Consider the following 12,872-nt stretch of genomic DNA (forward strand, 5'->3'; position numbering starts at 1 on the left):
AGGACAAGTCGTCACGAACTGGATGAAAGCCCTCGAACAACTCGCCCTCGTCTATCCCGAGCGCATCGAGCCCTACCTCTAACCGTGAGACCCCGACTCCTTACACACACAACTTGACAAGCTCCGGGGTCGCGGGTGAAGGTGGCCCCGTCGGCGCTGAAGATCACCGCCTCCTCATCGACACGATCCCGCTCGTCCAGGCGCGGGTCCCACGGGTCGAGATCATCCGCACTCAACGACCCATCCGTGTCGGGTTCCGTGGTGTCGAGGGCGGGTTCGCGGGTGTCACGGTCGGCGATCACCTGCTGCGACATGCGCGTGATCCGGTCCTGGATCGCGACCGCGATCCACTCCGGCAACACCGCCGTCAGGATCGCCAGCCCATCGTCGAGGGACCGCACCGTCACGGACCTCTCCCGCGCGGCACGCTTGTGCCGGTCGGTGACGGTCTCCCCGACGAGGGAGGACGCGACCTCCCGCGCATGCACCCGCGTCCGCGCGGCGGTGTCGGTCTCTGCGACGGGGAGCACTGCGGCCTCGAACAGCCCCATCAGTGCCGCATCCGCTGTCCCTGCGCTGATCGCTTCGGCGATCACTTCCGAGGCCCGTGCGATCTCCCGCACATGCGCGGCCGACAGCTTCCCGGCCCGCGCGGCGGTGCGCACGGCGGGAAGCCAGTCCCGCACCCGACGGGCATCCGTGAACGCGTACTCCATCGACCCCTTGGACACGTGCCCTGCGGCGGAGAACTCCGCGACCATCGACCGGTAGATCGCCTCCCGATGCCGCGGGAACTCGACCACATCACGATCATGCAGATCGACCTGCTCCATCAACAGACCCGCCGCAACCGCCTCCAACGCCGCGATCCGCTCCCGCACCTCGACCCAGGACGCGAGAACCCGCTCACGCTCCCGGAACTCGAGATCCAGATCAGCCGCCGTTTCCATGAACCGAGCATAGAACAAAAATACGAAATATGGAAGGGGCTAGGTCCTGAAAGTCTCGAATATATCACTACCAATCCGTCGGGAACTCGTCCCGGCCACGGAGCCGATCGATCTCGCGACGTTCCCTCTTCGTCGGTCTCCCGGCTCCGCGATCGCGCAGGCCGAGCGCCGCCTGCGGTTCTCTTGCCGGTGTGCGATCCTCGTAGGCGGCCGCCGCCAGAGGGGCGCCGACGCGCTTCACCAGGAGCTGTCGGACGATGAGGATCCGGTCGAATCCCGAGACGCGAATGCGCACCTCGTCGCCGACGCGGATCGCTTGGGCTGCCTTCGCCTTCTCGCCATTGACCCGGATATGCCCGGCGCGGCATGCAGTGGTCGCGGCGGAGCGGGTCTTGTAGGCGCGAACGGCCCAGAGCCAGCTGTCGATGCGGGCGGAGTCCATCAGATCACCTTACGACGCGAGCCGGTGGCCCACACTGCTCGGGGAGAGCGCGACAAGCGCGCCCGCGACGATGAGGCCCTGGCCCAGCGTGTAGGTCAGCATGACGGCCGGGCTGCTCCAATCCGGGAGCGCATTGGGGAGGAACAGCCTGATCGCGAGGATCGTGTCGCTGGTCAGGAAGAAGGCGCCGCCGACCGCCACGAGCGGCACGGTGCGTGCTGCGGACGCGGCCGTCCCTGCGAGAACCAACCCGTATGCCGCGACCGCGAGCAACAGGCCGCCGACATGCGGGCCGAGGAACGACAGCATCCCGATCCACCACAGCCCGTAGATCAGCGTCCACCAGGGAAGTCGTCGCCGCGCCAGATGGCGGATGAAGAGCGCGATGTAGATGATGTGCGCGATGCCGAAGAAGCCGAGCATGAGCGGCAGCTCGGGTGCGTCGGGGAAGAGGGTCCCGGCGGAGTCTCCGAGCCAGGAGAACAGCAGAGCTGCGAGAAGCAGAGCTACTGATGCCCGATCGGTGATGTGTCGGATTCTGAGGATCACAGGGATCGCGAGCGACGGCATCAGCAGGAGCTTCGTGGGACCGGCGAGGTCGTTGTGGATCGCCAACAGCGCCACGTGTACCGCCGAGACGGCGACATAGGGCGCGAACGCGAGAAGCAGTCGTCGGCGAGGCATCAGGATTCGACGGTGACCTGCTCGATCGTGTCACCTTCGCCGAGGTGCACGGCTGGCCAGTAGCCCTCGGGGAAGTGCGAGCCGCAGGTGTCGAGGAGATGCAGCACGATCGTCCCGTCGGCGGCTGCCTCGATCGTCTCGAGGGTGAGATCTTCTGCGGCCTCGTCGAGTTCGTGCGGTTCAGGTTCGCCGGTGCTGAAGGCCGTGACGACGGCATCCGAGGCGACTCGCTGCAGCGCGTCGATCCGCGCGACGACATCGCGGACGCGGGGGAGGAGAGGGGTGATCTGCGACGGCGCGGTTCCTTCGATCATGAGCTCGAGGTCGCCGGCATCCGTCTCGATCGTTCCGGCGTACCAGTCGTGTGTGAGGATGATGCCGTCCTCGAGGTCGGTGGTCGCGCGGGCGAGACGGCCGAGGGTGGGGTCGTCGACGACCGGATGCTGTTCGCTCATGTGTCCACGCTAGCGGTCAGGTCGTGAGGTCCAGGGTGACGAGTGCGCGTCCCGGCTTCATCGTCGCGGCCTCGACGAATCCGGCGCGGAGGAACGTGCTGAGGGCGCCGTGGTAGAGGTCGTTGCTGCGGACCGAGGTGCCGCCGTTGTCGATCGGGTAGCCCTCGATGAGTCGGGCGCCGGAGTCGCGGGCGACGTCGATCGCTGCGTCGAGAAGTGTCTTGTTGAGACCCAGGCCGCGGTGTTCGCGACGCACGACGAAGCAGGTGACCGCCCAGACGGTGGGATCGTCGAGGGGTTCCGCTGAGGACTTCGCGATCATCCGGGTGTGCGGAATGCGGACCTGCGCGGTGCGGGGCCGATGCGTATCCAGCCGGCGGGTGCTCCGTCGACGTAGGCGATGAGGCCCGGCGGTGGGCCGGCGTCGAGCTCAGCGCGGAGCATCTCCATGCGCTGCTCTCGCGTCGTGGCGTTCCAGTCCTTGTTGCGGAGCACGGGCCATATGCACTGGCAGCTCGCGCCGTCGCCGCCACCTGTGAGGGCGTGCTGCACATCGTCCCAGCGCCGGATCGTGGCGGGTTCGGTCGTGATCGTCGGCATGCGGGCACGCTACGCCGGGCCTCCGACACTCGCAACGCGTCTCGGTTCGCGGACGGGCTCGGGATCAGGCTAAGATAGGGGAGTTGCCTGCGCGAGAGTGCAGATCGCAACGGGCTGTGGCGCAGCTTGGTAGCGCACTTGACTGGGGGTCAGGTGAGTTAGAGCGGCGGAGCAGCACGAAAACTAAACAACGGGATGTGGCGCAGCTTGGTAGCGCACTTGACTGGGGGTCAAGGGGTCGCAGGTTCAAATCCTGTCATCCCGACAAAAAGCCCTGGTGAGAGGCAACTTTCACCAGGGCTTCGTCGTTTCTGGGCGTGGTCACTGCCTGGTCCACTCGGCCAATACGGCTGATCTGCCCGCCGGTGAAGTGGACCACTCGCGTTTGACGCCGACGTTGCCGGAGTGGACCAAAAGGTGCCCGCGAGGTGCACCAATCTGCGGGCAGGCGGCTGCTCCGGCCCCCTTGTTTGGAGGGTCGGAGCGTGGATTCTGGTGCTCATAGACGGGGTCCGTCGCGGCGGCTGGCGTCCTTCCTTGCGGGGGCTACGGAGAGGAACTGGTTGGCCTGCCTGGCGGCTTCGGCGAGGTGCCGGTGGTCGGGGTGGAGGTAGCCCTTGGTGGTCTCGATCGACTGGTGCCCGAGGATCTCCTGGAGCACGTGCAGGGCGATGCCGGCGTCGGCCATCCAAGTCGCCCCGGTGTGCCGCAGCCCGTGGCGGGTGAGATTGCCGAACCCGAGGCGCTTCACGAGGTCGTCCCAATGGGTTGCGTCACGCACGGTCGCGGTGGTCAGAACACCGCCGCGAGGTCCGCGCAGGAGCGGGTCGCCGGGCTGTTTGTCGGCGGTGAGACGTTCCAGGACGGGTTCGAGGGCGTCGAGCATAGGCACTGGGCGGTCTCGGCGGCCTTTGGTCTGCTTGATGACGAGGCCGCCTCGGCCGGGGTAGTGCTGTCGTCTGATCCACACGATCTGGTTGTCCCAGTCCACGTCTCCCGCCCGGAGGCCGGCGACCTCGGAGCCGCGGGGGGCGAGGAGGGCTGCGAGCATGACGTGATCGGAATATGACTGGTGCACCTGCCCGCAGGCGTCGGCGAGCTTGCGCAGCGTGGCGAGGTCCGGGAGTGCGTATTGGCGCAGTGCCCCGGTGGTGTGGGTGACGTGCTTGCCGAGGTTGCGGCGCGCGCGGTGCTTGGCGGGGTTGATCGAGATGATGTCGTCGCGGACGGCTTCGTCCAGGACGCGCACCAGCGGGGCGATGGAGTTCTTGATCGTGGACGCGGAGTGCTCGGCCTCCCAGCCGTCGATGGTGCGGTCGATCATCCCCGCAGTGATCTTCGCCACCCGCACATGTCCAAGCGCGGGCAGCACCCGCAGCCGGAGCCCGGTCTCGTAGAGCTCGGCGGTGGAAGTGGGGTCCAGACCGCGCTGCCAGCGGTCGCCGATTGATGCGGCGTAGGCGGTGAGGGTGACGGTGGAGTCGGTGCCGGTCTCGGTGGCCTTGCGCATCTGGTCGAAGAACTCCTCGACCTCCTCCATCGTGCGGACGTGGCTGACCCGGCCGACGCGCTTCTTCGTGGATGGGTCGGTCCACCGCACTCGGGCGCGGAATCCCTCGGTGCGGCGTTCGACATCGGTGGTGAGACCTACGCCGACCGGCGGCATTCGGCGGTTGCGGGGGTCAGCCATGAGCGGTCTCCTGCTCGCGTACCCAGGCACGGACGGTGACGGGGTTGTACCTGTAGACGCCGCCGACCTGCACAAACGGCGGACCGACCTTCTCCCGCCGCCACCGAGACAGTGTGGCTTGGGAGACGGTCAGAAACTCGGATGCCTCCTTGGGGCACCACAGTGGCTCGAACGCGCCTATGCCGCGATCACTGGGAGGGCTCGTCATCGCCATGCACCTCGCCGGTCGTAGGGTCGGCGCCGAGGCCGGCGTAGAAGGCATCCTCAGCGGCCTGCCGGCGGGCGACATCGGCCTTCACGAACGCGCGGAAGTCCGCCGCCCGGTCCGGGATCACGGTGTCTTCGATCGTCTCCGTGGGAGTCTCGCCCGGCCACGCGGTCTGCCGGGTGGGTCGGTCGCGGTCCAGGCGGGTGCCGCAGGCGGCGACCCAGTCGCGCAGGCGTTGGCGGGCATCGGCGAAGTCCCGGTGCCATCCGTTGGGTGCCGACCCGTTCTCCTCGGGGTCGTAGGCGCACAGCCAGTGCAGATGTAGGGCGCTGAGCTCCCACAGCAGCTCGGGATGGCGGTGCCAGAACGGCGGGATCACGCTCGCGGGGAGCCCATAGGCGTGGCGCAGCCAGGTCACCCACTTGTCGAGTTCGACCCACTCGCCGGCGGCTTCATCGGCGGTGAGGAGGTTCCAATTCACTGGATGCGGCGGCTCCGCGAGCAGTTCTTCCTCCGCATCCGTGACCTCCTCATCGGCGTCATCGTGCAGCGGGGCGGGCTCGGGCTCGTCCGCCTCCGGGACGTCATCGACTTCGGCCATCATGGTCTCCTCGGTCACAGTCCGAGTGCCGGCGCTGTGGACGGGGACGGCCGGCGCGGCTCCTCATAGCTCGCGGTTGCCCGAGACGCGGCCGGAGCCGGAGCCTCCTGCTCCGCGGCGGCACGGCTGGCGCGGGGACTGCGGTCGACGTCGTAGCTGGTGCGGGCGGTGTCGTGGCCGATCTTCTTGGCGACGAACTCCTCACCCTGAACGGTCTGCCCGTCGCGCTCGTACTCGAACGGGTGCGTGTAGCCCTCGGCGACGAAGCTGTCGCCCTTCGCGAACCGGTCGTGCGCACGCTCGGCGGTGGCCCGGTAGGCCACGAGGTCGTGGAACGTGGTCTCCAGCTCGGTGAACGACCCATCCGGCTCCCGCCGGTAGTGCTCTTGCCCGACCCGGGCGTAGAACCTCGCCTCACCCTTGTTCGTGCGGCTGAGCTGTGGGTCTGAGGCGATGAACCCCGAGAACGATTCCTGCGTGCGGATCGTCATGACGACTGCCCTCCTTGACTCGACGACCCCACGGCGGGGTCTCCTTGCCAGGCAGGTGCGCGCACCCGTCCCTACGGTCGCTGTTGCAGCAGCGCCTCGACCTCTGTCCGGTCCGCGCGCAGCCTGGCCGCGTCGGGCAGCTGGGTCCAGGCGCGGAGCCTGGTGACGATGGGTGGGGCGGAGCGGAGCAGGACGAGGGCGGTGCCGAACGGGAGGGTGCGGATCGCATCGGGTGGCATGATCGGCACCCGCCGGATGGAGCGTTGCGCGGTACGGGACCCGTGGTCGCCGATCGTGGTGGAGTCGGTCACCTCGTCGCGTTCCCCGATGAGCGTGGTGAGGTCGTGGAGGTCTTTCGAGTTCGATGCCCCGCCGAGGATGATCTTCACAATGCTGGCGTCCCAGATGGCGCCGGCGGCGTTCTCGGACAACTTCTCCCGAGCCTGCGCCAGGCTTTGGAGGACGGGCATGGTGGTGATCCCGGTGCCGCCGCCGTCGGCCATCAATGTCGGCAGCGACGGGAGCGGGGCGAGGTTGCCGACTTCATCCAGCGCGAGCAGCAGCGGCGGGTCCAGGCGCGCGCCGGGGCTGGTCGCGGCGATCCGCCGGGCCGCTTCCGCGACGTCCTCCACGAATGCCGCGACAAGCGCGGCGGAGTTGTTCGCTCCCGCGCCGGTCGCGAGGAGGTAGAGGGTGCCTTTGGCGCGGAGGAACGCTTCGGGGTCGAAGTCCTCACCCTCCCGTGGCGATACGGCGTCGAGGACGCGGGGGTCTGCGAGGGCAGCGAGGGCGAGGGAGACGCCTTGCCAGATGGAGTCGCGAGTGCGGGGGTCGGAGTCGATCATCGCCTGCAAGCCCTCCGCCCACCCGACCGCGGCATTCGGGTTCGCGGTCAGGATCGCCACCGCGTCCGCGGCAGCGGACGGGTCCAGCGTCCACCGGAACAGCTCCCCCGGCGGGCAATGGTCGAGGGCGGCAGCGTGCAGGAGGGCTTGGAGGGCGGTGCGGGTCTTGCCTTCCCAGAATCCGCCGCCTTCGACACCACCAGCGGATAGGCCGGTGCCTGCGGCGAGCCCGGTGGCGCGGATCATCGCCGTCAGCGGGTCCTCGCATCCGCGGATGGGCGACCAGCGCAGCCCGGCGGGGACGCCTTCGGCGAGGTGCTGCGGGTCGAACACCGCCACCGGCCCGCCCGTGCGTTGGCGGGCGCGGAGGGTCGCGGTGAGGTTGTCCGGGCGGGTGCTGGTGGTGACGACAGCACCGGGCGCGTCGAGGATGGCGTTGATGACGATATGGGCGCCTTTGCCGGATCGGGGCGGGCCGAGCAGGAGGATCGAGTCCTCCACCGATGCCCATACCCCATGCCCGCGGGACGTGCCGATCCGGTAGCCGACGTCTGCGGGTTGCGGGGTGTCCAGGGAGGGGCGCAGGTGCCCGGCACGGCGCAGCAACGCTTTCTCGGACGCGGCGCGTGCGACCTCGGTACGGGTGGCGATCCCGGCGATCCGGTACGGGTCGGTCTTCACCTGCCGGCCGTGATCGCGCAGCAGCCGCCACGCCCACCACCCGGCCGCACCGGCGGCGAGGATGAGGACGCTCGCGGTGATCCAATACGCGATCCCGCTGAGCCCTGGGGCGTCGAGTGCGGTGGCCGGGTCGCCGGGGTTCAGCAGCACGCCCAGGCCGGCCTCGACACCGCCGGCGGGTTGGGCGGTGCCGGTGACCCATGCGGCGACGGACCCGGCGCCGCGGAGGATACCGGCGAGGATCGCGGCTGAGATGAGGACGCCGATGCCGAGGTTGCTGAGCTCGTCCCCGAGCGACCCGGAAGGCCTGGGGGTACTCATCCGGGATGCCCGATGGTGAGAGTGCCGGAGACGCGGCCGAGCAGGATCACCTCGCGAGTCGGACTCGCGCCAACCTGCTCGGCGGTGAGCAGGGCGCGCATGGTGCCGTCCGGGGCGGCATCCCCGTGCGCGATCACCACCGCCACGGCGACATCCTCACCAGGCACGAACCCCTCCCCGTGCAGCACGACCAGCTCCGGCATCACCTGACGTGCGGGGCGATCCGGGGCGGGTTCTGGTGCGGGACGGAGGCGGCGTGTGCCGGGGGTGATGATGTCGGTGAACACGGTCCCGTCCGCCTCACGGACCTCGACCCGCACCGCCGAACGATGCGTCTCGGTGAGCTGGTCGAGCACGCGGGCGAAATCCTCCCGCCGCCACGCCGGCGCGAACGGCTCCGGCTCCACCGCCTCCCCGTCCACGGTGACCGTCAGCGTCCCGGAGGCAGCGACGGTGATGACCACCTGCGGCAGCACGACCGGGACCGGTGGTGTCTCGCTCTCACGGGCGATGTCAGGGGTGGTGCGCTTGTAGCGGGGGCGGGCCATCAGGATTCCTGCCGATCGTTCGAGATTCCCGAAGAACCGTCGAGGTTCCTGAACTCGCGGCTTTTCTGGGTCATGCGTCCGGTGGTGTCGAACGCGGCGAGCTCGGCGGGGTGGAGCTGGTGCTGGACGACGAAGGAGCGGTCCTTGATCCGCCACAGACCCTGCCCGGTGCCGAGCCCGGGGAGCAGCTTCTGCTCGGTGCCGGTGAGCCCGAGCGCGTGGCCGGTCGCGCCGAGCTGGTCGGGCTCTTGCCGGTAGATGATCCTGGTCTCCGCGTTCGCCAACAGCGACGAGGCGAGGGCGCGCATGGCGGAACCTTGGTCGCCGACGTTGTCGAGGTCGGTGAGCTTGTGGAAGATCAGCATGTTCGCGATCCCGAAATGCCTCGCGAGCCGCCACTGGGCGTCCATGCGGCGCAGCAGGGCGGGGTATTGCATGAGTCGCCAGGCTTCGTCGTAGATCACCCACCGTTGCCCGCCGTCCGGGTCCGACAGCGCCGATTCCATCCACGCCGAGGAACACGTCATCAGAACGGAGATGAGCGTGGCGTTCTCCGCCACCCTCGACAGGTCCAGGGACACCATCGGCAGGGATGGGTCGAACCGGACCGTCGAGGGGCCGTCGAACAGTCCTTGGAGGTCTCCGGCGACGAGGCGGCGCAGAGCATGTCCGACGACGCGTCCGTCCTCGGCGAGGCGCCCGTCTTCGTCGTCTGCGGTGTTGGGGGCCAGAATGCGGTCGACAACCATCGGCAGGATCGGCACCTCCGCCGACCTCACGGCGTCCCTCAGGGCGAGGTCGATCGCGGTGTGCTCCAACGGCGACAGCGGCCGGTCCAGCACGGTCTCCGCGAGAGCGCCGATCAGGTCGCGGCGGCGGGAAGCGACCTGCATCGCCCACTCCGCATCCGACACGGCAGAAGGCCGGTGGCCCTCATCGAGCGGGTTGAGGCGGTTCGACAGGCCGTGGCCGAGGACGATCGCGCGCCCGCCGACCGCTTCGGCGACGGCGGTGTGCTCACCTTTCGGGTCACCGGGGACATACACGCGGCGCCCGAACGGGAGGGAACGGGTGTAGAGGGACTTCGCCAGCGACGACTTACCCGAGCCGACGATCCCGGCCAGGACGAGGTTGGGGGCAGTGATGAGTCCGCGCTGGTAGAGCACCCACGGGTCGTACACGAACGACCCGCCGGAGTAGAGATCCTGGCCGACGAACACCCCTTGGCTGCCGAGGCCACCTTCGGCGAGGAACGGGTACTGCCCGGCGAGGGTCGCGGACGTGTCCTGGTGCTTCGGGAGCCGAAACCGGCCCGGCGTCCGCAGCGCCGCCGGTCCCGCCTCGCCGGCGGCGGGCAGGTAGGTGGTGGCGCGTTTCTCGGCCTGCTCGGCCTGCCAGCGGGCTTTCGCCTGCGCGTTCCGCCTCTCGCGGGCGGTGCTCTCGATCCGGGTCGCGGCCTGCCGGCGGGCCTTGCGGTGCCGGCGGCGCTCGCCCTCCGGGCCGACCAGCACCGCCGTATGCAGCCGGCCCTCCTCCTGCCCGCTCACAGCGCCAGCCCCCGCCCCTGCGACACGGACGCTCCCGGCCGGCGAGCGAACCAGTCCTTCCCCTCCGATCGCCGTCCCCGCGCCTGCGCATGCTCCGCCGCCCCCGCAGCCGACGCCGAGGCCGAGGCGAAGGTCGGCATGTGGGCGGTGCGCAGTTCCGGGTCGGGTGCGGGGTCATAGGCACGCAGCAGGGAGACGTGGCCGAGGAAAGGACTGTAGGTGAGGGCGTAGGCGCCGCGGGTCGCAGTGCGGTCCAGGGTCCCGACAGGGGGCGTGTCGTAGACGTACCCGTTCTCGAGCGCAGCCTGGGTCGTCTCCTCCCCGAAGTCGTGGCCGGTGAGGTGGTCGATCGCGGCGCCCGTGCCGTCACGGTCGATGATGTCGAGCACCCGATCCGCGTCCTCCCCTTGGAGGAACACGACACTCACCCACCGGCGGCCCGCTGTGTCGGGCAGGTCGGGGTCGTGGTCGATCAGCTCGGCCAGACTGTCCGGGCTCCGGTGGGCGGCGTCGGCCACCCATTCGGGGAACGCCCCGTCGTGGTCGGTGTGGTCGCCGGGGTGATCGAGCGCGTACTGGCGGGACTCGCCGGCGGCGGACAGGAACACCGCGAGCTCCCGCAGCGCCCGCGCCGGGGACACCGGGGCTCCGGTCCCGGTGAACAGGTCCCGTCCTTCGATGCTCTGCCCGGTGGCGGGGTGCTCGATGCGGTACGCGTACCGCTGGTGCTCACCCAAGGGGGCATCCGGCCATACCGTCAACGTCAGCTCCCCGGCCTGCACCGTCGCCCGCACGACACCGGAGGTGTCGAGCGGTTCGGGCGCGGGGTGCCAGGCGATCCGCCCGGACTGCGACATTGCCTCGTCCACCCGGTCATGCACCGCATCCAGCAGCGTGCCGGCCTGATGCAGCTCGTCGGCCGCCGCCAGCGCCGCGGTCGCCCCAGCGGTCTGGTTCCCGGCGTCGTCGTGCGCGCGGGACCGACCGCCGATATGGGCGGCGGCAAGCTGGTCGAGCACCTGTCGCAGCGACCGCACTCCCGCCAGCAGATCACCGAGCACCGGGTAGGTGTCGGCCGGGTCGGTGAACGTGCGGGTCGCGTGGGCGAGTCCCCGCAACGCCTGGGATGCTTCGGCGGCGTCGTCTACGGGATGGGTGAAGGTCGGCATGATCGGAAAACTCCTCGCAAGTGCTGTCGGATGGTGAGGGTGGTCAGACGTTTCGGCACAGCGGCAGCGCGGCGGCGGTGAACGCCTGGGCTTGCTGGCCGACCAGGCCGCGGGTCTCGCAGGACGCTTGGATGGCGGACTGCTCGACCGCGGCGACCGCGGCGTCGAGCTCATCGACGGTGGGTGCGGAGATGCTGATGAGGCCGGTGACGCGCAGGACGCCGTGCCCGGCGGTCAGGTCGGCTTCCTGCTGGAGCACGTCGTCCAACTCGGCGGATGCGCCCGCGTCTTCGATCTGCCCGATCTTGCGTCGCTGGGCGGCATCGCTGATGAGTTCGGTCTTCTTCTTCCGCAGGTCCCGGGCGGCCTGATCGGCGCGCACGGGCGTGTAGTGCAGGGAGAGTGTGCGAAGGATGCCGCCGGTGAGCACGAGCGGGGCCAGGAAGCCGGGATACACCTGGGAGCGGGGCCATTCGGTGATCCACAGCACCGCATGATGCGCGGAATCCGACCGCAACCGTTCCCACGTCTCTGTCACCGCGACCGGGCCGGCGGTGGCGAGGTCACGGCCCAGGTCGCCGTGGCGTTCCAACGCGGGCGCGGCAGCCGGGTCGTAGGCGGAGCGGAGGATGACGGCGACCTCACCCGGCGTGAGCCACCCCGTGCTCGTGAGCTCCGCGGCCCGCAGCGCCGTGGTCAGGGTGGTCATCTCCTGTCGCAGCACCGCCGCGGCTCCCCGTATCCCGCCGCCGGCGGTCCTGATCTGCCGGGCGGCCGCTTTCATGTCCAGGGCGAGGCTGATGGTGGTGGCATGACGTTCCCCCGCAGGGCCGGCACGGTCGATGAGCTCTCTGTAGGTGGTCGCCGCCCACGAGCCATCGTCGGCGCCGTGCGTGCGCCACCACTCCGCCAGCCCGGTCCCGGAGTCGGGCAGGGTCCGTTCGGACACCTGAATCCGCGCGATCCGCCCGGAGCGGCACGCGGCGGCCAGCACGCGCCCCCACCCGGACACACGGCGCTGCTGCTCGCCGGGGTCCAGGAGCACGAACGCCGGATGGGAGACGCCGAGGATCACCGTCAACGTCTGCGCGTGGGGGTCGTGGATCATGCCCGCCCCGGTCTCCGGGTCCTCCCACTCCCGCAGGGCCGCGGCATCCCCTGGCAGGGCCAGGGTTCCGGCCGGGCGCGGGGCGATGACCCGACGGCGGTGGATGAGCTGCCCGAGATAGGTCCGCGCCGCCCAGCGGGCAATGATCGGCACCCACTCGATCAGCTTCCGACCGCCGGCGGGGATCACCGCGAGCAGGGCAGCGCCCGCCCAGACCGGGGAGGTCCAGGCCAGACCCATGCCTCCTGCCGTGTAGAGGGAGGCGACGACGGTGAGGACTGCGATGCCGAGGACGATCAGTTGCGGCAATGACAGGCCCAGCAAGATGCCGCGGCGGGTGAGCCGGGAGAACTGCACCGGAGCGAGCGGGTAATCGGTATGCGTCGTGATGGCCATCAGGGGTCACTCCTTCCCGGGGTTCGCAGGCTTGGTCGACGGCGGCGGGGCCGGCTGTGTACGGCGCGGCGCCGGCCCCGACGACGGGACGGACGGCGGAGCGGTCGGGGCGGGGTTCGCGGTGGCGGGCGGGACC

14 protein-coding genes, 1 tRNA gene and 1 pseudogene are annotated in these 12,872 nt (G+C 69.9%); 1 reads left to right on the forward strand and 15 read right to left on the reverse strand.

Going from position 1 to position 12,872, the window contains the following annotated elements; all coding sequences use genetic code 11:
- Positions 1-275: 275 nt before the first annotated feature.
- From ACI3KS_RS18955 to ACI3KS_RS18980, 6 genes and pseudogenes are all read right to left on the reverse strand, one after another.
- A pseudogene (locus tag ACI3KS_RS18955) lies at positions 276-950 on the reverse strand (DUF222 domain-containing protein); the annotation flags it as partial.
- A gap of 67 nt (positions 951-1,017) precedes the next feature.
- On the reverse strand, positions 1,018-1,392 hold the full coding sequence (locus ACI3KS_RS18960; protein WP_404920097.1) for an RNA-binding S4 domain-containing protein: 375 nt from the start codon (positions 1,390-1,392) through the stop codon (positions 1,018-1,020).
- A gap of 9 nt (positions 1,393-1,401) precedes the next feature.
- Positions 1,402-2,076, reverse strand: coding sequence for a lysoplasmalogenase family protein (locus tag ACI3KS_RS18965; protein WP_404920098.1), 675 nt, complete (start codon positions 2,074-2,076; stop codon positions 1,402-1,404).
- The gene (locus tag ACI3KS_RS18970) at positions 2,076-2,531 is read right to left on the reverse strand and encodes a hypothetical protein (RefSeq protein ID WP_404920100.1); all 456 of its coding nucleotides are present in this window, start codon (positions 2,529-2,531) and stop codon (positions 2,076-2,078) included. Before ACI3KS_RS18970 ends, ACI3KS_RS18965 begins: the two co-directional genes overlap by 1 nt.
- 16 nt (positions 2,532-2,547) lie before the next feature.
- Positions 2,548-2,853: a GNAT family N-acetyltransferase gene (locus ACI3KS_RS18975; protein ID WP_404920101.1), complete on the reverse strand. Its 306-nt coding sequence runs from the start codon at positions 2,851-2,853 to the stop codon at positions 2,548-2,550.
- Positions 2,850-3,131, reverse strand: a complete 282-nt coding sequence (locus tag ACI3KS_RS18980) for a hypothetical protein (RefSeq protein ID WP_404920102.1) — start codon at positions 3,129-3,131, stop codon at positions 2,850-2,852. The genes ACI3KS_RS18975 and ACI3KS_RS18980 overlap by 4 nt, the downstream gene beginning before the upstream one ends.
- Positions 3,132-3,322: 191 nt before the next feature.
- Here ACI3KS_RS18980 and ACI3KS_RS18985 point away from each other — a divergent pair.
- Positions 3,323-3,396: transfer RNA gene (locus tag ACI3KS_RS18985), tRNA-Pro, on the forward strand.
- Positions 3,397-3,630: 234 nt separating this feature from the next.
- Here ACI3KS_RS18985 and ACI3KS_RS18990 read toward each other — a convergent pair.
- The 9 genes from ACI3KS_RS18990 to ACI3KS_RS19030 form a co-directional block, all read right to left on the reverse strand.
- Entirely contained in the window at positions 3,631-4,821 is a 1,191-nt protein-coding gene (locus ACI3KS_RS18990) for a tyrosine-type recombinase/integrase (protein ID WP_404920103.1), read from the reverse strand.
- The gene (locus ACI3KS_RS18995; RefSeq protein ID WP_404920104.1) at positions 4,814-5,110 is read right to left on the reverse strand and encodes a helix-turn-helix domain-containing protein; all 297 of its coding nucleotides are present in this window, start codon (positions 5,108-5,110) and stop codon (positions 4,814-4,816) included. Before ACI3KS_RS18995 ends, ACI3KS_RS18990 begins: the two co-directional genes overlap by 8 nt.
- On the reverse strand, positions 5,010-5,630 hold the full coding sequence (locus tag ACI3KS_RS19000) for a hypothetical protein (protein WP_404920105.1): 621 nt from the start codon (positions 5,628-5,630) through the stop codon (positions 5,010-5,012). Before ACI3KS_RS19000 ends, ACI3KS_RS18995 begins: the two co-directional genes overlap by 101 nt.
- 14 nt (positions 5,631-5,644) lie before the next feature.
- Positions 5,645-6,121: a single-stranded DNA-binding protein gene (locus tag ACI3KS_RS19005; protein WP_404920106.1), complete on the reverse strand. Its 477-nt coding sequence runs from the start codon at positions 6,119-6,121 to the stop codon at positions 5,645-5,647.
- A 71-nt stretch (positions 6,122-6,192) separates the two neighbouring features.
- Positions 6,193-7,968, reverse strand: a complete 1,776-nt coding sequence (locus ACI3KS_RS19010) for a type IV secretory system conjugative DNA transfer family protein (RefSeq protein WP_404920107.1) — start codon at positions 7,966-7,968, stop codon at positions 6,193-6,195.
- On the reverse strand, positions 7,965-8,516 hold the full coding sequence (locus ACI3KS_RS19015) for a hypothetical protein (protein WP_404920108.1): 552 nt from the start codon (positions 8,514-8,516) through the stop codon (positions 7,965-7,967). The genes ACI3KS_RS19010 and ACI3KS_RS19015 overlap by 4 nt, the downstream gene beginning before the upstream one ends.
- Positions 8,516-10,063: an ATP-binding protein gene (locus ACI3KS_RS19020; protein ID WP_404920109.1), complete on the reverse strand. Its 1,548-nt coding sequence runs from the start codon at positions 10,061-10,063 to the stop codon at positions 8,516-8,518. The genes ACI3KS_RS19015 and ACI3KS_RS19020 overlap by 1 nt, the downstream gene beginning before the upstream one ends.
- Positions 10,060-11,232, reverse strand: a complete 1,173-nt coding sequence (locus ACI3KS_RS19025) for a hypothetical protein (protein ID WP_404920110.1) — start codon at positions 11,230-11,232, stop codon at positions 10,060-10,062. Before ACI3KS_RS19025 ends, ACI3KS_RS19020 begins: the two co-directional genes overlap by 4 nt.
- A gap of 43 nt (positions 11,233-11,275) precedes the next feature.
- A complete protein-coding gene (locus tag ACI3KS_RS19030; protein ID WP_404920111.1) occupies positions 11,276-12,736 on the reverse strand; it encodes an SCO6880 family protein in 1,461 nt (486 codons plus the stop codon).
- Between the last annotated feature and the right edge of the window lie 136 nt (positions 12,737-12,872).

This window comes from Microbacterium sp. ZW T5_45, from assembly GCF_044987415.1.
In the GTDB taxonomy this organism is placed as follows: domain Bacteria; phylum Actinomycetota; class Actinomycetes; order Actinomycetales; family Microbacteriaceae; genus Microbacterium.

What these genes read in the sequence shown, in the direction of transcription:
- ACI3KS_RS19025 (WP_404920110.1), bottom strand. Translation starts at nt 11,232, where the DNA reads ATGCCGACCTTCACCCATCCCGTAGACGACGCCGCCGAAGCATCCCAG.
- ACI3KS_RS19000 (WP_404920105.1), bottom strand. Translation starts at nt 5,630, where the DNA reads ATGGCCGAAGTCGATGACGTCCCGGAGGCGGACGAGCCCGAGCCCGCC.
- ACI3KS_RS19005 (WP_404920106.1), bottom strand. Translation starts at nt 6,121, where the DNA reads ATGACGATCCGCACGCAGGAATCGTTCTCGGGGTTCATCGCCTCAGAC.
- ACI3KS_RS18970 (WP_404920100.1), bottom strand. Translation starts at nt 2,531, where the DNA reads ATGAGCGAACAGCATCCGGTCGTCGACGACCCCACCCTCGGCCGTCTC.
- ACI3KS_RS19010 (WP_404920107.1), bottom strand. Translation starts at nt 7,968, where the DNA reads ATGAGTACCCCCAGGCCTTCCGGGTCGCTCGGGGACGAGCTCAGCAAC.
- ACI3KS_RS18980 (WP_404920102.1), bottom strand. Translation starts at nt 3,131, where the DNA reads ATGCCGACGATCACGACCGAACCCGCCACGATCCGGCGCTGGGACGAT.
- ACI3KS_RS18965 (WP_404920098.1), bottom strand. Translation starts at nt 2,076, where the DNA reads ATGCCTCGCCGACGACTGCTTCTCGCGTTCGCGCCCTATGTCGCCGTC.
- ACI3KS_RS18995 (WP_404920104.1), bottom strand. Translation starts at nt 5,110, where the DNA reads ATGTCGCCCGCCGGCAGGCCGCTGAGGATGCCTTCTACGCCGGCCTCG.
- ACI3KS_RS18990 (WP_404920103.1), bottom strand. Translation starts at nt 4,821, where the DNA reads ATGGCTGACCCCCGCAACCGCCGAATGCCGCCGGTCGGCGTAGGTCTC.
- ACI3KS_RS19015 (WP_404920108.1), bottom strand. Translation starts at nt 8,516, where the DNA reads ATGGCCCGCCCCCGCTACAAGCGCACCACCCCTGACATCGCCCGTGAG.
- ACI3KS_RS18975 (WP_404920101.1), bottom strand. Translation starts at nt 2,853, where the DNA reads ATGATCGCGAAGTCCTCAGCGGAACCCCTCGACGATCCCACCGTCTGG.
- ACI3KS_RS19030 (WP_404920111.1), bottom strand. Translation starts at nt 12,736, where the DNA reads ATGGCCATCACGACGCATACCGATTACCCGCTCGCTCCGGTGCAGTTC.
- ACI3KS_RS18960 (WP_404920097.1), bottom strand. Translation starts at nt 1,392, where the DNA reads ATGGACTCCGCCCGCATCGACAGCTGGCTCTGGGCCGTTCGCGCCTAC.